At 65.6% G+C, this 22,891-nt stretch carries 22 protein-coding genes; 15 read left to right on the top strand and 7 right to left on the bottom strand.

All coding sequences use genetic code 11. The annotated features are described in order from the left end of the window. The 5 genes from GOSPT_RS07450 to GOSPT_RS07430 form a co-directional block, all read right to left on the bottom strand. The coding region (locus GOSPT_RS07450; RefSeq protein ID WP_005204725.1) for a metal ABC transporter permease at positions 1-894 on the bottom strand (894 nt) is incomplete at its 3' end. Beyond that, entirely contained in the window at positions 891-1,703 is an 813-nt protein-coding gene (locus GOSPT_RS07445; protein ID WP_005204723.1) for a metal ABC transporter ATP-binding protein, read from the bottom strand. The genes GOSPT_RS07450 and GOSPT_RS07445, both read right to left, overlap by 4 nt. Next, positions 1,700-2,617, bottom strand: coding sequence for a metal ABC transporter solute-binding protein, Zn/Mn family (locus GOSPT_RS07440; RefSeq protein WP_005204721.1), 918 nt, complete (start codon positions 2,615-2,617; stop codon positions 1,700-1,702). The genes GOSPT_RS07445 and GOSPT_RS07440 overlap by 4 nt, the downstream gene beginning before the upstream one ends. Positions 2,618-2,696: 79 nt before the next feature. Beyond that, entirely contained in the window at positions 2,697-3,287 is a 591-nt protein-coding gene (locus tag GOSPT_RS07435; protein ID WP_005204720.1) for a TetR/AcrR family transcriptional regulator, read from the bottom strand. 9 nt (positions 3,288-3,296) lie between these two features. Further along, positions 3,297-4,601, bottom strand: a complete 1,305-nt coding sequence (locus tag GOSPT_RS07430; protein WP_039855115.1) for a cytochrome P450 — start codon at positions 4,599-4,601, stop codon at positions 3,297-3,299. Between the two features lie 148 nt (positions 4,602-4,749). Between GOSPT_RS07430 and mshA the strand changes: the two genes are divergently transcribed. From mshA to GOSPT_RS07375, 9 genes are all read left to right on the top strand, one after another. Beyond that, positions 4,750-6,087: a D-inositol-3-phosphate glycosyltransferase gene (gene mshA / locus GOSPT_RS07425; protein WP_005204717.1), complete on the top strand. Its 1,338-nt coding sequence runs from the start codon at positions 4,750-4,752 to the stop codon at positions 6,085-6,087. A 42-nt stretch (positions 6,088-6,129) separates the two neighbouring features. Then, positions 6,130-6,738, top strand: a complete 609-nt coding sequence (locus GOSPT_RS07420) for a type III secretion system chaperone family protein (RefSeq protein ID WP_005204714.1) — start codon at positions 6,130-6,132, stop codon at positions 6,736-6,738. Between the two features lie 95 nt (positions 6,739-6,833). Beyond that, entirely contained in the window at positions 6,834-8,441 is a 1,608-nt protein-coding gene (locus GOSPT_RS07415; RefSeq protein ID WP_005204712.1) for an AMP-binding protein, read from the top strand. Positions 8,442-8,790: 349 nt separating this feature from the next. After that, the gene (locus GOSPT_RS23845; RefSeq protein WP_168431217.1) at positions 8,791-8,934 is read left to right on the top strand and encodes a hypothetical protein; all 144 of its coding nucleotides are present in this window, start codon (positions 8,791-8,793) and stop codon (positions 8,932-8,934) included. Positions 8,935-9,990: 1,056 nt separating this feature from the next. Next, the gene (locus GOSPT_RS07395; protein ID WP_373278531.1) at positions 9,991-10,668 is read left to right on the top strand and encodes a hypothetical protein; all 678 of its coding nucleotides are present in this window, start codon (positions 9,991-9,993) and stop codon (positions 10,666-10,668) included. A gap of 712 nt (positions 10,669-11,380) precedes the next feature. Beyond that, complete coding sequence (locus GOSPT_RS07390; protein WP_005204705.1) at positions 11,381-12,127, top strand: phosphoglyceromutase; 747 nt, start codon at positions 11,381-11,383, stop codon at positions 12,125-12,127. Between the two features lie 54 nt (positions 12,128-12,181). Further along, positions 12,182-12,517, top strand: coding sequence for a GNAT family N-acetyltransferase (locus tag GOSPT_RS07385; RefSeq protein WP_005204704.1), 336 nt, complete (start codon positions 12,182-12,184; stop codon positions 12,515-12,517). A gap of 109 nt (positions 12,518-12,626) precedes the next feature. Then, positions 12,627-14,087, top strand: a complete 1,461-nt coding sequence (locus GOSPT_RS07380; RefSeq protein ID WP_005204702.1) for a sensor histidine kinase — start codon at positions 12,627-12,629, stop codon at positions 14,085-14,087. Next, on the top strand, positions 14,084-14,770 hold the full coding sequence (locus GOSPT_RS07375) for a winged helix-turn-helix domain-containing protein (RefSeq protein WP_005204701.1): 687 nt from the start codon (positions 14,084-14,086) through the stop codon (positions 14,768-14,770). Before GOSPT_RS07380 ends, GOSPT_RS07375 begins: the two co-directional genes overlap by 4 nt. On the opposite strand, the gene GOSPT_RS07370 is transcribed toward GOSPT_RS07375, so the two are convergent. Together GOSPT_RS07370 and GOSPT_RS07365 are read right to left on the bottom strand one after the other, a co-directional pair. Beyond that, positions 14,752-15,897, bottom strand: coding sequence for a GGDEF domain-containing protein (locus GOSPT_RS07370; RefSeq protein ID WP_005204699.1), 1,146 nt, complete (start codon positions 15,895-15,897; stop codon positions 14,752-14,754). The two genes, GOSPT_RS07375 and GOSPT_RS07370, sit on opposite strands and share 19 nt — an antisense overlap. Before the next feature lie 39 nt (positions 15,898-15,936). Continuing rightward, entirely contained in the window at positions 15,937-16,761 is an 825-nt protein-coding gene (locus GOSPT_RS07365) for a DUF3109 family protein (RefSeq protein WP_373278530.1), read from the bottom strand. Positions 16,762-16,888: 127 nt separating this feature from the next. Between GOSPT_RS07365 and GOSPT_RS07360 the strand changes: the two genes are divergently transcribed. The 6 genes from GOSPT_RS07360 (at position 16,889) to GOSPT_RS07335 (ending at position 22,762) form a co-directional block, all read left to right on the top strand. Further along, on the top strand, positions 16,889-17,914 hold the full coding sequence (locus GOSPT_RS07360) for a Ppx/GppA family phosphatase (protein WP_051993779.1): 1,026 nt from the start codon (positions 16,889-16,891) through the stop codon (positions 17,912-17,914). 27 nt (positions 17,915-17,941) lie between these two features. Then, positions 17,942-19,651 (top strand): Rv0497 family membrane protein, encoded by a 1,710-nt coding sequence (locus GOSPT_RS07355; RefSeq protein WP_005204688.1) that lies wholly within the window; start codon positions 17,942-17,944, stop codon positions 19,649-19,651. A gap of 7 nt (positions 19,652-19,658) precedes the next feature. Further along, complete coding sequence (locus GOSPT_RS07350) at positions 19,659-20,555, top strand: sugar phosphate isomerase/epimerase family protein (protein WP_005204686.1); 897 nt, start codon at positions 19,659-19,661, stop codon at positions 20,553-20,555. Next, a complete protein-coding gene (locus tag GOSPT_RS07345; protein ID WP_005204685.1) occupies positions 20,552-21,403 on the top strand; it encodes a thioesterase family protein in 852 nt (283 codons plus the stop codon). The genes GOSPT_RS07350 and GOSPT_RS07345 overlap by 4 nt, the downstream gene beginning before the upstream one ends. Positions 21,404-21,473: 70 nt before the next feature. Beyond that, entirely contained in the window at positions 21,474-22,310 is an 837-nt protein-coding gene (gene proC / locus GOSPT_RS07340; protein ID WP_005204682.1) for a pyrroline-5-carboxylate reductase, read from the top strand. Positions 22,311-22,531: 221 nt separating this feature from the next. Further along, the gene (locus GOSPT_RS07335; protein WP_005204681.1) at positions 22,532-22,762 is read left to right on the top strand and encodes a helix-turn-helix domain-containing protein; all 231 of its coding nucleotides are present in this window, start codon (positions 22,532-22,534) and stop codon (positions 22,760-22,762) included. The last annotated feature ends 129 nt before the right edge of the window (positions 22,763-22,891 follow it).

Genomic DNA, 22,891 nt, shown 5'->3' with positions numbered 1-22,891 from the left:
CGTGTGTTCGCGGCGCGCGCCGATCTGGCGGCAGATCACGTAGATGACGAACGAGATCGTCGTGACGAACACCGACACCGGCAGCTTGGGGGCCAACGACAGGATCAGCCCGCCGACGGCGGCGACCTCGGCGAAGATCACCGACAGCACCATCATCAGTGTGGGGTTGGCGGTCAGGCGGGCCGCGGCGGCGCCGGGGGTGATCATCAGCGACATCACCAGCAGCGCGCCGATGATCTGCACGCCCTGCGCGCAGGCGAGGCCCATCAGGATCGCGAAGATCACCGACAGTGTGCGCATCGGAACGCCGTTCGCCTCCGCGACGCGCGGGTCCATCGACGCGAAGAGCAGCGGCCGGTAGATCACCGCGAGCACTGCGAGCACGACGGCGGTGGTGATCGCGATCGCGGTCAGGCCCTGCACGCCGACGCTGACCACCTGCCCGGTCAGCAGCGCGAAGCCCGTGCCGATCCGACCGTAGAGCGCGAGGAACAGCACGCCGAGACCCAACCCGAACGCCATCACCACGCCGATGACCGAATCACGTTCTCGCGCTTTGTTTCCCAGATAGCCGAACACGCCTGCGGCCACGACGGCGCCGATGATCCCGCCGATGTTCACGCTGATGCCGGCAAGCAGTGCGGCGGCGGCGCCGGTCACCGACAGTTCGCTCGCGCCGTGCACCGCGAACGACATCTGTCGCACGACGATCAGCGGCGCCAGCACGCCGCCGAGTAGTCCGAGCAGCGCCAGCGCCAACATGGCCTGCAGCACGAAGTCGTAGTGCAGCAGGTCCGCGGTCACCGAGAAATCCCAGAAGTCGCTCCAGTGCACGTCGGCGGCAAGCACCGTCTGCCCGGCGGCGAGGTCGGTTGGGGTCGAGCTGATCGTCATGTCGCCGGAAGCCCCTCGGGAGCGGTGCAGTGATGCGCGTCCTCTTCCCCACCGACGACGAGCAGTCGTCCGTTGACCCGCAACACCTCGACGTCGCTGCCGTAGAGCTCCGACAATGTCGCGGTGTTCATCACTTCCTCGGTGGTGCCGATGCGGAATCGGCCGCCGACCAGGTACAGCACGCGATCGACGTAGGGCAGCACGGGGTTGATCTCGTGCGTGACGAATACGACGGCTGTGCCCGCGTCGCGGCGTCGTTTGTCGATGAGTTCGACGACCCGCTCCTGGTTGGCCGGGTCGAGGCTGGCCAGCGGTTCGTCGCAGAGCAGCAGTTCGGGATTGGTGGTCAGGGCTTGGGCGACGCGCAGTCGCTGCTGCTCGCCGCCGGACAGCAGGCCGACGGGTGCGTCGGCGAACTCGGTCGCGTCGACCTCGGCGAGCGCAGCGTCGACCTTCGCTCTGCGCGCACGACGCCCGCGGATGCCGAGACCCCAGTGCGCGCCGTCGACTCCGAATCCGACGAGGTCGCGACCGCGGATCGCCATCGAGTCGGCGTCGTCCGCGTGCTGCTGCGGGATGTATCCGACCTGGTCGGTGACGGTCAGCTCACCCGCCGACAACGGGTACTGATGCAGCAGTGTGCGTAGAAACGACGTCTTGCCCGAGCCGTTGGGGCCGAGGACCGCGACGAACTCGCCGGGCATGATGTCGAGATCGAGATCATCCCAGAGCACCCGCTCACCGAAGGCGAGTCGGGCGTGCCGGAACGATGCGACGGGTTCGCGACCGTCGGGATCGGACCCGCTCACGCCGGCAGTGCCGAGGCGAGCGCAGCGATCTGTTTCTGCTGCCAGTCGATGTAGCTGGTCTGGCCCGCGGGCAGTGTCTCGGTGAACTCCACAACAGGAACGTTGGCAGACTTCGCGATCGACAGCAACGCTTCGGTGACCGCGTCGACGGCCTGGGTGTTGTAGATGAACACCTGCACCTCGTGCTTGCGGAGCAGATCCTCCATCGCGGCGCGGTCGGCGGCCGACGGCGACTGTCCCTCTTCGACGGCCGAGGTGAAGCCTTCCGGGGCAATATCGCGCAGGCCGGCCTCGGTGAGCAGGTACGCGGCGAGCGGCTCGGTCTGCGCGACCTTCGTGCCGTCGTGGGTCTTCTTGATATCGGCGAGAGATCCGCGCAGGCCGTCGATCTTCTCGTTGAACGCCTTGGCGTTGTCGCGGTACGTGGTGGCGTTGGCCTCGTCCTTCTTGGCGAGGTCGTCGGCGAGTTCGGTGGCCACCTGGCCGACGACGGGCAAGTTGTAGAAGACGTGCTCGTTGGTCTCGCCGTGCGCGGAGTGGTCGGTGTCCTCGTGGTGGCCGGTCATCGTGTCGAAGGCGTTGATCACGGAGCCCTTGGCGTTCTGCGACGCCTTCTCCATGTACTCGTCGTAGTGTCCGCCGTTCATCAGCACCACGTCGGCGTCGACGACCTTTGCCGAGTCGGCCGCAGACGGCTCGAACTCGTGCGGATCGCCCGTCGGATCGTTGAACAACACCGTCACCGACGCTTTGTCGCCCGCAACCGCCGACGCGACTGCACCCCACACGTTGGTCGAGGTCACGACGGTCGGTTTGCCGTCGGAGCTGCCGGAGTCGTCGCCAGAACAACCGACAAGTGTCAGTGCCCCGCCGACGGCGAGGGCCGTGGTCAGTGCCAGGACTGCGCGTTTCATCGTTCGCCTACCCGTTTCGCTAATGACAATCGTTACCGAAAGAAGTGTAGGTGATGATCGGCGACGACGCGCTGCGGGGTCAGTTCGCCCGCGTGACCAGCGTCGGCGCGACGAATCGGCGCAGCAGTTCGCGTTCGGCGGCGGCGTCGACCTCCGGTGTGCTCAGCAGCGACACGATCACGCGGACGAGCCAGGCGGCGCGAACCTCGAGGTCGGCGTCGGTGGTACCGGGAACGATGCGCCGCAGGAAACCCGCCGCCACCGCGTCGATGGCGGGGGACAGCTGCGCGAGGCGCCCAGACGTCGCGGCCATGTCGGCGGTGAACCATTGGGACAGAGCAGGATTGGCGCGCACTCCGGCGATCGCTGCCCCGGTGGCGATCAGGAGTTGCTCATCGGGCGCGGCGTCGTCGGGGATGGCCGAGTCGACGTCGCGCGCCACTGTGCGCGCGGCCCGCTCGACGTAGGCGGCCATCAGCTCCTGCTTGCCGGGGAAGTGCCGGTACAGCGTGGCGCGCGAGCATCCCGCCGCATCGGCGATGTCGCGCATGGTGACCTCGCCGACACCGCGCGCGGCGAACAGTTCGGCGGCGGTGTCGAGGATGCGGGTCGCCGCGATCTGCGCGCGGTCGTCCGCGAGCCAGTCGACTCGTGTCTCACTCATCGGCATCTCTGGCGATCATCGGGAGCCGTCCGCGTAGAACGGCACGTACGTGGGGCGTCGAACGTAGTTGCCAGGCGCGTAGGTGATGCCGTCGGTGTCGACGTCGAAGTCGGGGTGGCGGGCGAGCAGTTCGGTCAACGCGACCCTGGCCTGCATCCGCGCTGCCGCCGCGCCGAGACAGTGGTGGTGACCGTGGCTGAACGACAGGATGCGGCGAGGTCTGCGTTCGACGTCGAGGTGCTCGGCGTCGGGACCGAACACCGACTCGTCGCGGTTGGCCGCGGCGTAGCAGAGCAATACCTTGCGGCCGTGCGGCACGGTGACCGGTCCGTCGGGAGTGTCGGTGTAGGTGACCGTGCGCGTGGTGGTGCGTGCGAGTCCCTGCACGGGCGAGGTCAGCCGCAGCAGCTCGTCGACGGCGTCGGGGATCAGGGCAGGGTCGTCGACGAGGCGTCGGCGCTGCTCGGGGTATCCGGAGAGAAGGTCGACGCTGCCGCCGAGCAGGCCGGTCGTCGTGTCGTTGCCGCCGGTGATCATGGTGAACACAAAGGCGAGAATCGACACCATGCCCGCGGGATCGTCGGCGACGCCCGCGTCGACGAGCGCCGAGACCGTGTCATCGCCGGGGTGCGCGCGGCGATGCTCGACCAGTTCGCCGAAGTACGTGAGCAGTTCACTCGTGGCCGCCGCAGCTCCGCTGCCGTTCGACGCCGCAGCTCCGCTGCCGTTCGACGCCGCGGGTTCCGGACCGGCCAGGGCGCCGACGATTGCTGCGGTCCAGTCGTCGAAGCGAGTCCAGTCCTCGTCGGGAACTCCGAGGTAGTGGGCGACGACCATGCTCGGCAGTGGCTTGAACAGCTCGCCGACGATGTCGGTGGGACCATCGCCGTCGAGGCGCTCGAGTCGTTCGACGACGAACTCGCGGACGCGCGGTTCGATCGATATCACCTGCCGGGGCGTGAACCCGCGCGCGACGAGCGAGCGGAAGGCCGTGTGCTGCGGCGGGTCCTGCATGACCAGGGGAGGGTTGTCGGCGAGGCCGATCGCCTCCAGTTCGCCGTAGACCACGGTCAATCCCGCTGCCGAGGAGAAGGTGAGTGGGTCCGACGCTGCGGCGAAGACGTCCGCGTGCCGCGTGAGTACCCAGTAGTCGTCGGGGTTCCGCACGTCTCCTGAGTCGTGCGGGCTCTGTGCATCGCCGGTCACGTGGAGAACGGGCGACTCGTGCCGAAGACGCGCGTACATGCCGAACGGATCGCGCCACGTATCGGCGGATCGCAGTTCGAATGAGGCATCGCTGCGAGACACTTGCACTGCCATGTCTCGACAGTGAGGCATTCGGGCATGACTGTCAATGGTGTGATCGCCGGGCAACGCACGTCGTGAGACGGTCGGCCGCAGCCGTCTACCTGCGTTGTTCGGGTGTGCTGAGGATCGTCGACCGTCAGACCTTCTCTACAGTGGAGTAATGAGTTTCAGGGGGCCGCGGCGAGTCGCGCTCGTCTCGGTACACACCTCTCCGCTGGCGCAACCCGGTACGGGCGACGCCGGCGGTATGAATGTGTACGTGTGGCAGACCGCGCAGCGCCTCGCCCGACGTGGCGTCGAGGTGGAGATCTTCACCAGAGCGACATCGTCGTCGGACGCGCCGATCGTCGAGGCCGCGCCCGGCGTAACCGTGCGCAATGTGGTCGCCGGGCCATTCGAAGGCCTCGACAAACGCGATCTTCCGACGCAGCTGTGCGCGTTCACCGCCAGCGTGCTGCGGGCCGAGGCGCAGCAGCGTCCCGGGTACTACGACCTGATTCACTCGCACTACTGGTTGTCGGGGCAGGTCGGCTGGCTCGCGCGGGACCGCTGGGGAGTTCCGCTGGTGCATACCGCGCATACCCTGGCGGCGGTCAAGAACGCCTCACTCGCCGCGGGCGACACCGCGGAGCCGATGCTGCGCGTGGTGGGCGAGCAGCAGGTCGTCGACGAGGCCGATCGCCTCGTCGCGAACACTGAGACCGAGGCGCACGAGCTGGTCTCGATGTATCACGCCGACCCCTCGCGGATCGACATCGTGACGCCCGGCGCCGATTTGGACTGCTACACACCGGGATCGATGGCGCAGGCCCGCGCTGAACTCGGATTGCCCTCTGACGCAACGCTGTTGACGTTCGTCGGACGTATTCAGCCGCTGAAGGCTCCCGACGTACTGCTGCGCGCCGCGGCCCCGCTGATCGAGAGGTCGCGGGGCGGTGATCGTCCCGTGCGGGTGCTCATCGTCGGCGGTCCGTCGGGTTCTGGTCTCGAAACGCCTTCCGCGTTGGTCGATCTCGCCGCCCAACTGGGTATCTCCGACGAGGTGATCTTCCTGTCCCCGCAGCCGTCTGCGAAGTTGGCGCAGGTGTACCGGGCGTCGGATGTGGTTGCGGTGCCCAGCTATTCGGAGTCTTTCGGTCTCGTCGCGATCGAGGCGCAGGCCTGCGGAACGCCCGTGATCGCGGCGGATGTCGGTGGGCTGTCGGTCGCGGTCTCATCGGGACGCAGCGGCGTTCTGGTCAACGGCCACGCCATCGGCGACTGGACCAACGCGCTGGAGAAGATGATCAGCTCTCCGGACGAGCTTGCCGCGATGCGTCGACACGCACGTGCGCACGCCGAGAACTTCTCCTGGGAGCACACCGCGGATGCGTTGCAGGAGAGCTACTCCCGCGCGATGGCCTCGTTCGCCGCGGCGCCCGGTGCGCGGGTGGGCCCGACCGTCGCCGCGCGGCGCGCGTCGAGGCGATGGCGTCGTCGTCATCGCGCGAATGTCTGATCCGAGTATCCAACCGACCCAGCGTCGTCAGGAGCGATAGCGATGAGCCACATCGAGAATCTCGAACTGCTGGAGGAGTCGCTGTCCGAGCGCGACATCCCGTACAGCCGAAAGAGTTCCGGCGGAGCGCAATCCGAACACGTCATCCTCGAACTGCCCGGCGAGAAGAAGCTCAAGACGACGGTCCTGCTGACCGCGGGACCGTACGGGGTGCGCGTCGAGGCATTCGTCTGTCGTCACGCCGATGAGAACCACGAGGCCGTCTATCGCTACCTGCTCAAGCGCAATCGTCGTCTCTACGGGGTTGCCTACACCATCGACAACATCGGCGACATCTATCTGGTGGGTCGAATATCGGTGGACGCGTTGACATCTGACGAGATCGATCGTGTGCTCGGACAGGTTCTCGAGGCCGCGGACGGCGACTTCAACACGCTTCTCGAACTCGGCTTCGCGACGTCGATCCGCCGCGAATGGGCATGGCGTGTCTCGCGAGGCGAGTCGCTGCGCAACCTGCTCGCCTTCGAGCACCTCATCGACAAGGAGTCGCTGCCGCAGCCGGGCGAGCCGCTCGAAGGTCGGTACGAGCCCTCCTCGGTGGTCGACGCCGCGCAGGACGGTCCCGCGGAAGGCGCGCAGCTCGACGAGTGACGGTGCGCGGACCTGCGAAGGAACCGAGAGGGCCGTCACATCGTGGCAACAGCCATTGGTACGATCGATTTGACTGATTTACCAACGGAGGTGCCATGAGCGTCAAGAGTCCCTACCCCGACGTCGAGATCCCGAATGTCAGCGTTTACGAGTACCTGTTCGGCAACATCGCCGACGACGATCTCGACCGCGTCGCGCTCATCGATCCCAAGGCCGACACGAAGACCACATATCGCCAACTGATCGGCCAGATCAACGCTGCAGCAGGCGCTCTCGCGGCTCGCGGCATCGGTGTCGGCGACGTCGTCGGCATTCTCTCGCCGAACATTCCCGCGTTCGCCACCGTCTTCCACGGAGTGCTGCGCGCGGGTGCGACGGCCACGACGATCAACGCGTTGTTCACCGCGCGCGAGATCGCCAAGCAGCTCACCGATTCCGGTGCCAAGATGCTCGTCACCATCTCGCCGATGGCCGCGCAGGCACTCGAGGCTGCCAAGGAAGTCGGGATCGCCGACGACGCCGTGATCATCCTCGACGGTGAGGGCGTCGAGGCGTCGGGGCACCCCAACGCCGCCGACCTGCTCGGCCCCAATCTGCCCGCACCCGACGTCTCATTCGATCCGGCGACGCACGTCGCCGTCCTGCCCTACAGCTCGGGCACTACCGGAAACCCCAAGGGCGTCAAGCTTTCTCACACCAACCTCGTCGCCAACGTCGCGCAGATCGCCCCACTGCAGGGAATGGCGCGCGACGATGTGATCGTCGCGGTGCTGCCGTTCTTCCACATCTACGGCATGACTGTCCTGCTGAATGCCGCGCTGCGCGCGCGGGCGAGCCTCGTCGTGATGGCCAAGTTCGACCTCGTCGAATTCCTGGAGAACATCCAGAACTACAAGGTCACCTATGCGTTCATCGCGCCGCCGGTCGCCGTCGCCCTCGCGAAGCATCCGATCATCGACAACTACGACCTCTCGTCGCTGCACACCATGCTCTCGGGCGCGGCGCCGCTCGACGACGAGCTCGGCAAAGCTGTTGCCAAGCGGCTGAATCTGCACATGCTGCAGGGCTACGGCATGAGTGAGCTCTCGCCGGTCAGCCACCTCATCCCGATCGACTCACAGGACGTACTCGGACTCGACGAGCCGCCGCTCTCGTCCGTCGGCTGGCCAATCCCCAACTCGGAGAACAAGATCGTCGATCCGGCAACGGGTGAAGAGTTCGCGGTGCCGAGCGAGGGAATGTCGGAACCCGGCGAACTGTGGGTCCGCGGACCCAACGTCATGCTCGGCTACCTCAACAACGAGCAGGCGACCGTCGACACCATCGACGCCGAGGGCTTCCTACACACCGGCGACATGGCCCAGCTCGACGCGACCGGATCGGTCTACATCGTCGACCGCCTCAAGGAGCTCATCAAGTACAAGGGCTACCAGGTGCCACCCGCCGAGCTCGAGGCCCTGCTGCTCACGCACCCGAAGATCGCCGACACGGCAGTCATCGGCGTGATCGACGAGGAGTCCGGCGAGGAGATCCCGAAGGCTTTCGTGGTCACGCAGTCCGACGCGGAGCTGACCGAAGCCGACGTCATCGAGTTCGTCGCCGCCAAGGTCGCGCCGCACAAGAAGGTGCGCGCCGTCGAATTCATCGACGTCATCCCGAAGTCGGCGTCGGGCAAGATCCTGCGCAAGGATCTCCGCAAGTAGAGCACCCAGACGCTCGGATACATGGCCGGTGACCTGCGCAATTGCGTGGTCACCGGCCATCACTGTACGCAGCACAGTGAAGTGCTCAACAGAAGACATCCCATTCATCGACGTCACATGCGGGCGCACCTGGTACGACAATGGGCGACGCTGCCTCGAGACCGGACGCCGCTGGTAACAGGGGTGGGGCGGGGGTCTGGAGATGGGGGCGCCAGCCACCTTCAAGCAGATAGCCACTCTCCCCGACACTTTTTCGAGACCGCTGAGGAGGCATCGAGAGGGCGACTACGGTCTCGGGATGCGGAAACGAAGGATCAGGATCGATGTGACATGCGACGACGACCAATATATGGCAATCGCGAACATGCTGTGGCATGCCCTCGAATTCAGCAAAGCCAGCGACTTCAACGTCCACCACGATGGCAAACAGACGGATCAGCAGTTGAACGACTACTGGGACGACCTTGGTAGCGGCTCTCGGTGGACAACCTGACGCGTGCGCTGATCGCCTGCCCCTCGCAGCTACACACAGGCCATACGACAGAGGGTGGCCGTGGGGCTTGGAGGAGGTCACAGGGGCACGGGTGGTCGGTCGTCTGATCGGAGGGTTGTAGCTTCTGGTCGGTCATTCTGCGGAGATTGTCTGGTATTCGTGAATACCTGTCGTCCGAGGGAAAGCGTGGACCGGTGCAAAAACAACTTACGATGACTCGACTTGTCGGCCTTGTTGCTGCGGCGTTGGCTGTTCTGGTGGTCATTGTGTGGGTGCCACTGGCGACGTCGACGATGCGTGCTCCAGGCGTTGACTCCGGAACTATCTTTGCGTCGTCTAGCTCGTGGACGTATTCGTCGAGTTTTGACGCTAACGACACCTCGTCCTATTACGACGGGGCCTCGTCGGAAGCCGACATACGGGCGGGAGCGGAGGCGTCGATCCACGACTGGTTGGCGGACGTTGACCGCGGTGCTGCTGCTTTCGACTATTGCGATGAGCGGCACTCTGATAGGCGCGTCATGCTCATTTCTCTTGGGGTGGCCGCAGTCGTTCTCGCGGGTGTCACCGCCATCATGTGGTGGCGTGACCGGAGTAGGCGACCAGGACCGAGAGTTGGCCTGACTGACAGGTAGGCTTTCGTCCTGAAATCCTAAGACGACTCGACCTTGTGTCGCAGCGGAGGCGACTGTGCCAGCTGGGGTTCGCCGGGGTTGGCGATCAAATCGCATGCCTTCTGATCAGCGAGAACCGGATTGTCGGTGATCGATGTGATGCTGTGACATGTATCCCGACTTCATGCGAGGCCAGAGCGACCTATGTCACACTGGTCACACGGGGACACCGCACCCGCGGATTGGAGAATATCGATGACCGCTGTCTTAGAGCCTGACGGCGCTGTTGAGGTTGCGTCGGCAGCTGATCTGCATGCGGCGATTGACAACGCTCTACGCCGCGCTGATTGCACATTCGATGATCTTGCTCGCCAGGCGCGTGAGGGTCGCTTTGAGTCCATGCGAGCACGTCTCGCCTGGGTAGCGATAGGCGACTTGTATGGTGTCGACATTGAGCAAGTCTTTCAACCTTGAGCGCGAGTCTCACACCTTTGCCGACGAGCTTTCTGGGCTCCTGAACGGCACGATTTGCGATGGCGTGCGGCTGACATCGGTTGTAACGGCGGGCCGTGACCGCTCGCGCAGCGTGATTGGCTACCGAATCACGAAGGATAACCAGGATCTAGAGACGTGTATCCCTGTCACTCTCGGCTCAGATCCCACGTTCCATCTGGGCTTTTCAATGCGCCTCGAACGCGACCATGAGAACAAATTCTTGATGGTTCGCCAGTCGGTGATGTTGCTCTCGCCAACTGCCGACCCGTCAGATGCGTTGCTGCACTACGACTACGCGCGAGACAAGCGGGATGGCTACCCAGACGCGCACCTGCAGATTTGCGCGACATCTGAGACATGGCAAGACGTTGGGCAGCGGCTCGACGGATCGACACGACTACTTGAACGAATGCACCTTCCAGTTGGAGGTCGTCGGTTCAGGCCGACCCTCGAGGACATTGTCGAGTTCCTCGTCACGGAGCACCTCGTGGAGGCGCGGCCATCGTGGAGGGATGCCGTAGATTGCGGCCGCGAGAGCTTCCGAAAGAAGCAGTTGCGCGCTGCGATTCGCCGCGACCCCGATACGGCTCGGGATGCCCTGGCGAAGATCGATGCCGACAGTTAGCGGGCACATTTTGCCCACACTTGCCTACAAGGCTGGGTGATCTGCGGTGATGTTCAATTCTGCTAATCCGCAGGTGAGGTTGTTTCACTGCCGGTGAAATACCCACGGTTGCACTTGAGATATACCGTCAGGCGCTCCCATTCGCCGGTAGTGTTTGGGCTTGCTTGTATGTGCGTCGCTGGACGAATCCGCAGCAGAGTGCGAGGCACAGGCTCCCTTTCATGACGCCTTCCCGGCTGTCCGCTGAGGACCGCCAACCGTCACTGTCATCGTGCAGGTGTTCATGGGGTCGCCTGCTCTCCATCGAGTGCTACCAGTTCGGCGTCAATCAGCAAGGCGCCCAGGCGAATCGCGGAGTCCGTATTCAGCTCGAACAGATCTAAGTTGCCCGACGTCGCATACAAGGTGTGCCATTGGTCCCCGCTCTGGATGAGGTGCTGGTACTCGACGATAGGGCCGGCGCCCTCACGGCAAAGCAGTTAGGGATGCTGCCGATTACGCGAATCTTGCTGGTCATGGGAGCCTTACGCAAGGCGCAGAGCGTCGGGCAAGATCCTGCGCAAGGATCTCCGCAAGTAAACTCAGATCGCAAGGCAGCGGGCCGCTTTCGGATACTTCCGAGAGCGGCCCGCTCTGGTTGATGACCCACGGCCCTGCGCGAAGCCCCATGCGCAGCTCCCGTGTGACGCTTCCGTGTGGAAAACTGACTCCCATGAGCAACGGCACCCTGATTCTCATGCGGCACGGCGAGAGCGAATGGAACGCGTCCAACCAGTTCACCGGTTGGGTCGACGTCGCGCTGACCGACAAGGGTCGCGCGGAGGCGACGCACGCGGGCGAGCTGCTCGTCGAGCACGATCTGTTGCCGGACGTCCTCTACACCTCGCTCCTGCGACGCGCGATCACCACCGCGAACATCGCACTCGACGCCGCCGACCGGATCTGGATTCCCGTCGTCCGCGACTGGCGTCTCAACGAGCGCCACTACGGTGCGCTGCAGGGCCTCAACAAGGCCGACACGCTCGAGAAGTTCGGCGAGGAACAGTTCATGCTGTGGCGTCGCTCGTACGACACCCCGCCGCCGCCGATCGATCCCGACTCGGAGTACAGCCAGACGCACGACCCCCGGTACGCCGACCTCCCCGAGGTACCGCTGACCGAGTGCCTCAAGGATGTCGTTGAGCGACTCATCCCGTACTTCGAATCCGACATCGCCGCCGACCTCAAGGCCGGTAAGACGGTGCTGATCGCCGCGCACGGCAACTCGCTGCGCGCGCTGGTCAAGTACCTCGACGGCATCTCCGACGCCGACATCGCCGCGCTCAACATCCCGACCGGCAACCCGCTGCGCTACGACCTCGACGACAACCTCAAGCCACTCAACCCCGGCGGGACCTACCTCGATCCCGAGGCGGCTGCAGCGGGTGCTGCGGCGGTCGCGGCGCAAGGTAAGAAGTAGTCCGTAACCCAATCGTCACGGGCGGGTTGCTGTGACCGCGGTTACATTGGTTGCATGGCCGATTCTGGAACCCTGCGCATAGTCCACTCGGCACCGCAGGAAAGGTACGAGGCGATCCTCACCGATCCCGAGTCCGATCCGCGCGATGAGCCCTCAGAACATCTCGTCGGGTACCTGGATTACGTGTCGGAGCCCTACCAGGTGATTTTGACTCACACGGTGATCCTCGACGCCTACTCGGGACGGGGATACGCCGGCCAGCTCGTGCGGACCGTTCTCGACGACATCAGGTCTCAGGGCAAGCAGGTCGTGCCGGTCTGTTCGTACGTGCGCCACTACATCGACGAGCACCCCGAGTACGCCGATCTGGTGGCGTCGGTCACCTCTTGAATGTCGGAGACCGCGGTGTCACGTAATGCGGGTGGAACGGTGCGTGAACAGCGGTCGAACTGTCCTGCACTGAGTGTTCCTGCAGTTTGGTGGGCCGTAAGCTGACGTTGTGACCGGTGTATTCGTGGGCGGCGTGACAGTTGCCGTCGCCCTCGTGGCGGCTGTCGTCGTCGGATTCGCGCTCGGTCGTTTCTGGCGCCGTGACGCGATCGCCCGTAACTCGCCCGCCCGCACCCGCGACGATGCGCAGCGCACCCTCGACGACGCCGCCGTGGTTCCCGAGGTCGCCGACGATCAGCCCAGCTACTCGTTAACTCTCGCCGAACGCCCGCGGGTGGTGCCCGAGAGTGCGGAGCTGCGCGACAGCGATGTGCACGGCACCACCGAGGACGGTCGGATGACCACCGCGGGACTGCTCGGCCTGATCGTGCGCAACTCCGACACCGCGGTCGCCGTCGTCGACCAATTCCGCGACGTCGTCCTGTACAACCATCGCGCCGTCGAACTGGCCCTCGTGCGTGACAGACTGCTCGACGATTCGGTCTGGGAGGCGGCGAAAGAGGTCCTCGACACCGAGGCCGAGCGTCGTTTCGATTTCGAACCCCCCGCGTCCGCGTTGGGATTCCTCTCGACGGGGCGCGCACGCGGCAAAACCATCGAATCGGTGAGCTGTGTCGCGCGACTGGTCCGTGAGGGCGAGGAGCGCTACGCCGTTGTCTACGGTGTCGACGACACCGAGCATCTGCGCGTCGAAGCCACCCGTCGCGACTTCGTCGCCAACGTCTCGCACGAACTGAAGACACCGGTCGGTGCCATCAGCCTGCTCGCGGAGGCGCTGCTGGAGTCGTCCGACGACTCGGATTCGGTGCAGCACTTCGGTAATCGCGTGGTCGCGGAGGCCACGCGCATGGGCAACATGGTCACCGAGCTGCTCGCGCTATCGCGACTGCAGGAGGGTGAGACTGCTGACTTCTCGCTCGTCGACGTCGACACCCTGATCGACGAAGCGATCGAATCAGCGGGTGTAGCTGCCGAAGCGGCGTCGATCTCGCTGCGCGCCGACGCCGCAGCAGACCTGACGGTGCGTGGTGACCGCATGCTCTTGTTGACGGCGCTGAACAATCTGATCGTCAATGCCATCTCGTACTCGCCGCCGCACACGACCGTCTCGGTGAGCAGGCGCGTGACCCGCCACGACGGGAGGCCGATGGTTGCCATCTCCGTCACCGACCGGGGGATCGGGATCGCACCCGCCGACCAGCAGCGAGTCTTCGAGCGCTTCTTCCGTGTCGACAAGGCGCGGTCGCGCAGTACCGGCGGCACCGGTTTGGGGTTGGCTATCGTCAAGCACGTCGCCGCCAATCACGGTGGAGTCATCTCTCTGTGGAGCAAGCCCGGTACGGGCTCTACATTCACCCTGTGTATCCCGCAGGACATGAGCACCGAGAGTGTGTGGGACACCGAGATCGCCGACACCGAGATATTCGAACCTACGGCAGTTGTTGCCGTGGTCCAGGGCGAGGCAGTTCAGCCTGCGCCGATCGCACGACCGAAGGAAACCGACAGGTGACTCACGTTCTGATCGTCGAGGACGAGGAATCGCTGGCCGATCCGCTGGCATTCCTGTTGCGCAAGGAGGGATTCGAGGCCACCGTCGTCAACGACGGCGCGGCGGCACTCGGCACCTTCGACCGCGTCAGCCCCGACATCGTTCTGCTCGATCTGATGCTTCCCGGTATGTCCGGCACAGAGATCTGCAAGTCGTTGCGCACGCGGTCGAGCGTGCCGGTGATCATGGTGACCGCACGCGACAGCGAGATCGACAAGGTCGTCGGACTCGAACTCGGTGCCGATGACTACGTCACCAAGCCGTACTCGGCTCGCGAGCTCATTGCCCGAATCCGTGCCGTGCTGCGTCGCGGTGGCGACGGGATCGACGACGACCTGGCCATCGGTATCCTGGAGGCCGGTCCGGTCCGGATGGACGTCGAGCGCCACATCGTCGCCGTCAGTGGACAGCAGATCACGTTGCCGCTCAAGGAGTTCGACCTCCTCGAGTACCTGCTGCGCAACTCGGGTCGAGTGCTCACCCGCGGTCAGCTCATCGACCGCGTGTGGGGTGCCGACTACGTCGGCGACACCAAGACCCTCGACGTGCACGTCAAGCGGCTTCGCTCGAAGATCGAGCCCGACCCGGCCAGCCCGAAGCACCTCGTGACGGTCCGGGGACTCGGCTACAAGCTCGAGCCTTGACTGCTCGACTCCCGGTTGTCCGGGTCGTGAGTGTTGGAGTTCTGACCCGGCCCGAGCGTGACCCGAGCCGCCTGGTCGCCGCCTGATCGTTTCGCGGTGTACATCGCCGTGTCCGCCGACGCGACCAGTTCGAACACGTCGCTGTCGGGATGGCCCGTGGCGACGCCGACGCTCGCCGACACGCCGAGATCCGTTTCCTGGCTGATCGCGTGCAGGACGCGGGCGGCGAGGCGCTCTGCATCGGTCTTTGTCGCGCGCAACGCCATCGCGAATTCATCGCCGCCCAGTCTGACGATCAGTGTGTGCGTACCGGGGACCTGGCAACGTCGGAGTAGATCGGCCACGGCGACGAGGACATCGTCGCCTCGCTGGTGCCCGTAGATGTCGTTGACGGCCTCGAAGTTGTCGAGGTCGACTGCGACGACCGTCCACGGGGGCGAGTCGGGTGATTCGATCTCGGCCTTTGCGACTTCCTGTCGAAGGCCGCGCCTGTTCAGCAATCCGGTCAATGAGTCGACCGCCGACGCGTCAGCACTGGAACGGAACATGCTGTAGGCGATGCGCAGGAACGGTAAGACAAGCGCTGTCAGCAACAGGGCGATCAAGCCTTTGCTCATCGCGACCGGAAGCCATTGCGGGCCTTGGACGAAAGCGCTTGCGACCACCGCAGTGACCACCACGGTGACCGCGAAGACGATGTGGCAGATATTGGCTGCGGTGCTGTGGAAGAAGGCGATGTAGGCCCCGGTTGCCGCGAACAACGGTGTCGCGGCAACGCCGAGCACGAGGTTGTGATGAGCGAAACATGCTGTCGCGACACCGATGTCGGCTGCGGCGATCAATACCAACGATTCGAGATGTGATGGCCAGCGTCCGAGGAGCCACCGTGCCGACCAGCAGATGCCTGCGACGGCCAGGCCTACCATCACGAGGTTGCCGTACGGCCACAGCACGCCTGGGGGAGCGAGGGCGGCGAGCATCGCGGTCACCCCGATGGTGGCGCCGTCGATCGCTACCAGCCACCTGCTCCAGCGGAGCAGGCCGCGAGAGGTGAGGTAGGACACCAGCCACTCGTACTCGTCGGTCTTCAGTAACTGCCGAGCTGTATTTGGTATCCCAAATCGCATGCTCGGTAGTGTGCCCGATCAGCGGCGACTGCGGGGTGGTTAGCCCAGTTCCTCGTACTTGATGTCGGTTGTTCGACGCGTCGTCGCCGCTGCGGTCGCCGGATGAACCGCGACGATCCCGAGGCCGTTGCGGCGTCGGCACGCCCTGGCCAACTCGTCGTATGCGGGTTTGCCGAGGAGTTCGGTCAATTCGGGTGCGTAGGACTCGAAGACCTGTGTCGCGCCGACGTGGGCGTCGGGCGAACCCGAGCAGTACCACTTGAGGTCGTGGCCGCCCTCGCCCCAGCCGCGGCGATCGAACTCGGTGATGGTGGTCTTGAGGACCTGCGTGCCGTCGGGACGCTCCACCCAGTCCTGCTCGCGCCGGATCGGAAGTTGCCAGCACACATCGGGTTTCACGCTCCACGGCTCGATGCCCTTGCGCAATGCCATCGCGTGCAGTGCACACCCGGGGCCGCGGTCGAAGCCGGGACGATTGAGAAAGATGCACGCGCCCTTGTGCGTTCGCGTCTTGAGCGCGGGTTCGTCGTCGAGGTCTCCCTCTTCGAGATAGCCGCGCTTGCCGAGAGGGTCTTTGCCAGAACCCTTCTCGTAGTACTGCCAGTCGTCAGGGGTGAGCATGGCGACGCTCTTCGCGAGGTGCTTGCGGTCGTCCTTGTCGGTCAGGTAGGCGCCGTGGCTGCAGCAGCCGTCGTCGGGCCTGCCGTCGATGATCCCCTGACAGGCCGGGGTTCCGAAGACGCAGGTCCAGTGCGACAACAGCCAGGTCAGGTCGGCGTTGATGAGGTGTTCTGGGTCCGCGGGATCGAAGAACTCATACCATTCCCGCGCGAAGTCGAGTGGTACCTCGGGGGCCGGTGAGATCTGTGCGGACGGGGTGGGGCTTGGCACGCGTTCACGGTAGTCGTATCGGCCGCGTGGTGTCTGATCGCGCCCGTGTGTTTCGCCACCCACGCAACCTGGCGAATCGTCGACGCACTACCGTGTATTCGTGCGTTTAGGAGTGCTCGACGTGGGCAGCAACACTGTCCACCTGCTCGTCGTCGATGCCCATCGAGGCGGCCACCCGACACCGATGAGTTCCACCAAGTCGGTGCTGCGGCTCGCCGAACAGATCGACGAGAAGGGCAGGCTCACCGAGCGCGGTGCCCGATCGTTGATCGACTCGGTCGACGAATTCACCCACATCGCCGCGACGTCGGGGTGCGAACAGACGATGGCGTTCGCGACGTCTGCCGTGCGCGACGCAACCAACTCTGACGAGGTACTCGACCGCGTCGAAGCCAAGACCGGTGTACGGGTGACCGTGTTGAGCGGTCGCGACGAGGCGCGGCTGACCTCGCTGGCCGTGCGGCGCTGGTACGGCTGGAGCGCCGGTCGCATCCTCGCGCTCGACATCGGAGGGGGATCACTGGAGATCTCCAACGGCGTCGACGAAGAACCCGACGTCGCGTTGAGTCTGCCGCTGGGCGCGGGCAGGTTGACCCGCGAGTGGCTGCCCGACGACCCGCCGGACCGTCGACGTATCGGCGTGCTGCGTGACTGGCTCGACGCTGAACTCAGAGACCCCGCGCGCGAACTGCGTGCGGCGGGCAAACCCGACATCGCGGTGGCGACGTCGAAGACGTTCCGGTCGCTCGCGCGGCTGACCGGGGCTGCGCCGTCGGGAGCCGGATTGCGGGTCAAGCGTCAGCTCACCGCGAGTGGGCTGCGCCAGTTGATCGCCTTCATCTCGCGGATGACCCGCGACGACCGCGCAGAACTCGAGGGCGTCAGCGCCGACCGTGCTGGTCAACTCGTTGCGGGCGCGCTCGTCGCGGAGGCGGCGATGCGGGCGCTGTCGGTCGATACACTGGAGATCTGTCCGTGGGCGTTGCGCGAGGGCGTGATCCTGCGTCGTCTCGACACCGAGCTGGCGGACAACCAAGAACAGATCGGGACGACCCCCGCTGAAGCGACCCGCACAGGGACGGCGCAGTCGGCGGGTTCGGCACCGGCAACCCAGGGCCTGCGCTAGGCGGCCTGAGGAGGAGAGCGAGTTTCGATGGCCAAGCAACCGGGGTCACCCACGGGCGGATCGGACGACTCGGCGTCGGAGTCGAGGCCCATCTCCGTGTCGGAACTGCTCGCACGTCGCGACGCTGCCATCGCCGACGAGGAACGCGCGAAGCGGCTCACCGAAAACCGGGGTAGGCGCCGCGCCGGGCGCGACGGAGCCGTCTCGGTGTCGGAGCTCACCGGCGAGATCCCGCGGATCACCGACGCCCCGAAGAGCGAAACCCCGAAGGCTCAGGCCCCGAAGACTCAGGCCCCCAAGACTCAGGACGCGAAGTCCAGCGCACCGAAGTCCGACACCCCGAGTGTCTGGAACTCGCCCGATTCCGCGTCGCATTTCCCGCGCTCGAGCAGCCCGGTCCCGCGGCGCGCATCCGACCGCCGACCGCTGCAGGACTCCGCCGACCCGGCCGGCGCGTCGACCGGCTTCGACGGCGGCGTCTACGACGCGCCTCCGCAGACCCGCGACTTCAGCTCAGCTGCCATCGCCGAGCGGGCATCACGCAGCACGCGCGACGGGCGACAGGCGAACGATGACGAGCACGCCAATGCCGTCACCGGAATCATTCCGATCGTTGGCGATGACGACACCGACGACGGTGTGCGGCTCGTCGAAGCCGACGACGTCGACGTCGTCGAACTCGATTCGCCGCCGCCCACCCGCACCGGCCGATTCGCGGACGTCATCGACGACGACTTCGACGCATACCGGTCCTTCGCCGAGTACGACGAGAAGCGCGCGACGTCGAAGAAGCGTTCCGACCGACGATCCGGCGACAAGCCCAAGCGCAAGCGCGGGTGGTTCGGCCGCAAGGCGTCCCGAGACGACCGCTCCGCTGTTGCATCCGATTCCGTTGCATCCGATTCGGTCGAGTCCGATACGCCCGCCGACGACGATCACCTCAGCGGCACCCCCGCTGCCGCCGCGGTGGTCGAGGAGACCACGGTGATCGGGATCGTCGACGATTCACGCGATCCGGCCCCGGCCGCCCGCGGATTCGACGACGCAGACGCGCTCGACGACGAACGTTCGTACGGGTACTCGTCGTTCGACAGCATCCGCGAAGATGCCGACGACAACCACCGCGATGCGGCCGACCACGACACAGTCGAACACGGTGCGGCCGAACACGGTGCGGCCGAACATGATTCGGCCGCCCGCGAAGCGACGTCCGCGTTCGACGTCGCGGAAACCCGTACCGCCGAGGCGCTCGAGTCGGACTCTCCCGAGACCGCGGGCAGCGACTTCACCGCCTTCACCGAAGTCGACGAAGACACGGCCGCACCAGTAGCGGACAAGACAGCAGCGGACGAGGAGACAGCCGACAGCGCGGCGGCAACGCTCCGCACCCCGGCGTCCAAGGCTTCCCGATCCGCCAAGGACTCCACATCCGCAGCCGCGAAGTCCGACGAGAGGCCCAGTGGCTCCGACGACGACCGCTCGCCCGCGAAGGCGTGGCTGTTGGTCATCGGTGAGGCGATCCTCGGGTTGGCGGTCGGTGTCGGATTGTTCTGGGGATTCACCGAACTCTGGCGCTGGAACGTCTACTTCGCGCTGGTGCTCGCGGTGCTGGTGATCTTCGGCATCGTCTCGTTCACGCACGCCGTGCGACACTCCCGCGATCTGTTCACCACGCTGTTGGCGCTGGGCGTCGGGCTCATCGTGACCATCGGTCCGTTGGTGTTGCTCGCGACGTGAGGATCTGATGATCACTCCTGTAGCCGACATCCCGATCGGGCTGTCGACGGCGTCGGTCTATCCGCAGAACACCGAGGCGGCCTTCGCGTACGCGGCCGAGCTGGGTTTCGACGGCGTCGAACTCATGGTGTGGGGCGAAGCCGTCAGTCAGGACATCTCGCATGTCGAGTACCTGTCAGAGCGATATCAGGTTCCGGTGCTGTCGATCCACGCGCCGTGCCTGCTCATCTCGCAGCGCGTGTGGGGTCGCGATCCGCAGGCCAAGCTGGCGCGTGCGGTGTCGGCGGCGGAGGATCTCGGAGCGCCGACCGTCGTCGTGCATCCGCCCTTCCGCTGGCAGCGGGCGTACACCGCCGCATTCGACGACCTCGTGACAGAACTCGAGGAGAACAGCGGCGTCGACGTCGCGGTGGAGAACATGTTCCCGATGCGCGCCGACCGACTCTTCGGTGCGGGTAAGCGTTCGGCGCAGCGGTTGAATGCACGCGGGGGAGGGCCGGGACGCGCGGCGTCGGCGTTCGGAAAGTCCACCGACCCGACCGACGACGGCTACGCGCACTACACGCTCGACCTCTCGCACACCGCGACCGCAGGGGTCGACGCGGTCGACCTGTTCGAGCGCATGGGGCCGGCACTGAGCCATCTCCACCTTGCCGACGGCAGCGGTGCGGCCACCGACGAGCACCTGATTCCGGGAGACGGGTCGCAGCCCTGTGTCGAGGTGTGTCGACGCCTCGCCGCGAGCGACTTCGCCGGGGCGGTCGTGCTCGAGGTCAGCACGGGATCCGCTCGCACCAAACCCGAACGCGCAGCCCTCCTCGGCCGCGCCCTCGACTTCGCGCGAACCAACCTTCGACGCGATCCCGTCCGCACAGCACCGATCCAGGAGACCGAAACCGAATGAGCGACAAGATCGCCGGGCTGTTGACCCTGCGTCCCACCGAGGGCCCCGGCGATGTGAACTATCACGCGAGTATCGATCCGACGTTCACGATCGGCCCCAAGGTGCACGGCGGCACGATGCAGATGCTGGTCGCCCGCGCGGCGCTGCACGCATACGACGAGCTCGTCGGCTCAGACGAGTCGATGCCGTCGGCAGCCGACCTCGTGCCCGTCGCCATCGCCAGCGACTACCTCGCAGCACCGGATCCGTCCGACGTCGACCTCGCGGTGACGCTACGCAAACGCGGCCGCACCGTCACGCTGCTGACCGTCGACCTCGCGCAGAACGGACGACTGATGGTGTCGTCGTCGGTCACCCTCGCGCGACCCGACAGCGGCACGCCGCATCACTCGGCGCCGTCCGTGCTCGACGACCTGCCCGTCGATCCGCAGCCCGACGGCATATCCATCGACGGCTCGCCCGTCGGTGAGGTCATGCACCTCGGCGGCGCACTCGACCTCGTGCTCGATCCGACGAGTTTTCCCGTCGCGCGTGGCGAGACCGGTGAACCGGTCGTCCGCGGGTGGACACGTCCCAAGAACACCGAGCCCGACGTCGATTTCGCGGTGCTCGTCTGCGACATCTCGCCCCCGGTGGTGATGAACCTCGCGCTCTTCGGCTGGGCGCCGACCGTCCAGCTCACCACCTACGTCCGACGACATCCCGCGCCTGGCTGGCTGAGGTTCGCGGCGTCGAGTACCGAGGTCGGACCCGGAATGTTCGAGGAGGACCACCTCGTGGTGGACTCGACGGGCACCGTGGTCGCACAGTCGCGTCAGCTCGCGCTGATCCCGCAGCGGCAGAGCTGACCCGAGCGACCCTGACTTCAGAACCCCGCTGACTTCAGATGTCACGGTTGAGAACGAAAGGCATCACGACGTGAGTGAACGGATCGCCGTCATCGGCGGTGGCAAGATCGGTGAGGCACTACTCGCCGGACTCATCGCAGCGGGTCACCAGCCCAAGAACCTGGTCGTGGCCGAGCCCAACGAGGGACGCGCCCGCGAACTCTCCGAGGAGTACGGCGTACTGGTCACCGACGTACCGACCGCCGTGGAGGGTGCCCAATACGTCTTCATCGCGGTGAAACCCGACATCGTCGACGCCGTGCTGCGCCAACTCGCGCGGGTCGACGACGACGGCGAATCCGAGCGCGTCACCATCAGCCTCGCAGCGGGTGTGCCGATCGCCCGCTACGAGAACGCGCTGCCCGCGGGCGTACCGGTCGTGCGGGTCATGCCGAACACGCCGATGCTCGTCAACGAAGCGATGTCGGCGGTCGCGCCGGGGCGCCACGTCGACCCCGAGCAGCTCACCGCGGTCGTCGGACTGCTCGAGAGCGTCGGCAAGGTCATCGTCGTTCCGGAGAAGCAGATGGATGCGGTTACCGCGATCTCCGGCTCCGGACCCGCCTACGTGTTCCTCCTCGCCGAATCGATGATCGACGCAGGCGTCGCACTCGGCCTCACGCGCGCGCAGGCCAGCGAGCTGGCAGTGCAGACCATTCGCGGGTCGGGGATCTTGATGAGCGACTCCGGGGTCTCTCCGGTAGAACTGCGCGCAGCCGTGACATCGCCGGGCGGAACCACCGCGGCAGCGATCCGTGTGCTCGAGGAAAACGGCGCGCGAGCAGCGATGTACCGGGCGACGGAGGCGTGTGCGCAAGCCAGTGCACGGGCAGGACGTCGACCCGACGTTGAGGGTTTGGGAGGCTGATCGACCGACCACGCCCGGCGTCGACTCCCAATATTTGGGGCCTCTACCGGCCAAAACCCCAGTATGTTGTGGTCGGGGATCAGAAATCAGGCCAATCCAGGCCACTTACGTCGCTTTTTTCACATCTGCCACGCTAAGCTGCTTTAAGCACGTGCGTGTCTGGTGTCCGCCGGAGGGGAAGCCGGCGGCCGCGACGCGTGCTCCGGAGGTATGAGTAACTCATGGCAGCAGAGACTCCTGGTGACAGGTCAGGTGCGGTCAGCAACGCGGCTTCAGGGTCGCAGTTCTTGACCGTGGCCGAGGTCGCATCCCTGATGCGCGTCTCGAAGATGACCGTTTATCGCCTCGTCCACAGTGGGGAACTCCCCGCGGTGCGCGTGGGTCGTTCCTTCCGCGTGCACGCCAAGGCCGTGCACGACTACCTGGAGACGTCCTACTTCGACGCGGGCTAGTCCGACCGTGAACTACGAGGCCAACTCCTGCCGAACGGCTGCAGCTCGTCGTCGGCAGGAGTTGTGCTGTTCGCCAGAGGTCACCTGATTTTTCTCTTTGCGACCTCGACCGGTAGTGTTGATGATCGC

It is taken from the genome of Gordonia sputi NBRC 100414 (assembly GCF_000248055.1).
Classification (GTDB): Bacteria; Actinomycetota; Actinomycetes; order Mycobacteriales; family Mycobacteriaceae; genus Gordonia; species Gordonia sputi.
This window is presented reverse-complemented; position numbering and strand designations above follow the sequence as displayed.

Coding starts and splice junctions, on each gene's coding strand:
- GOSPT_RS07440 (WP_005204721.1), bottom strand. CDS start 2,617: ATGAAACGCGCAGTCCTGGCACTGACCACGGCCCTCGCCGTCGGCGGG.
- GOSPT_RS07435 (WP_005204720.1), bottom strand. CDS start 3,287: ATGCCGATGAGTGAGACACGAGTCGACTGGCTCGCGGACGACCGCGCG.
- GOSPT_RS07430 (WP_039855115.1), bottom strand. CDS start 4,601: ATGGCAGTGCAAGTGTCTCGCAGCGATGCCTCATTCGAACTGCGATCC.
- mshA (WP_005204717.1), top strand. CDS start 4,750: ATGAGTTTCAGGGGGCCGCGGCGAGTCGCGCTCGTCTCGGTACACACC.
- GOSPT_RS07420 (WP_005204714.1), top strand. CDS start 6,130: ATGAGCCACATCGAGAATCTCGAACTGCTGGAGGAGTCGCTGTCCGAG.
- GOSPT_RS07415 (WP_005204712.1), top strand. CDS start 6,834: ATGAGCGTCAAGAGTCCCTACCCCGACGTCGAGATCCCGAATGTCAGC.
- GOSPT_RS23845 (WP_168431217.1), top strand. CDS start 8,791: ATGGCAATCGCGAACATGCTGTGGCATGCCCTCGAATTCAGCAAAGCC.
- GOSPT_RS07390 (WP_005204705.1), top strand. CDS start 11,381: ATGAGCAACGGCACCCTGATTCTCATGCGGCACGGCGAGAGCGAATGG.
- GOSPT_RS07385 (WP_005204704.1), top strand. CDS start 12,182: ATGGCCGATTCTGGAACCCTGCGCATAGTCCACTCGGCACCGCAGGAA.
- GOSPT_RS07370 (WP_005204699.1), bottom strand. CDS start 15,897: ATGCGATTTGGGATACCAAATACAGCTCGGCAGTTACTGAAGACCGAC.
- GOSPT_RS07355 (WP_005204688.1), top strand. CDS start 17,942: ATGGCCAAGCAACCGGGGTCACCCACGGGCGGATCGGACGACTCGGCG.
- GOSPT_RS07350 (WP_005204686.1), top strand. CDS start 19,659: ATGATCACTCCTGTAGCCGACATCCCGATCGGGCTGTCGACGGCGTCG.
- GOSPT_RS07345 (WP_005204685.1), top strand. CDS start 20,552: ATGAGCGACAAGATCGCCGGGCTGTTGACCCTGCGTCCCACCGAGGGC.
- GOSPT_RS07335 (WP_005204681.1), top strand. CDS start 22,532: ATGGCAGCAGAGACTCCTGGTGACAGGTCAGGTGCGGTCAGCAACGCG.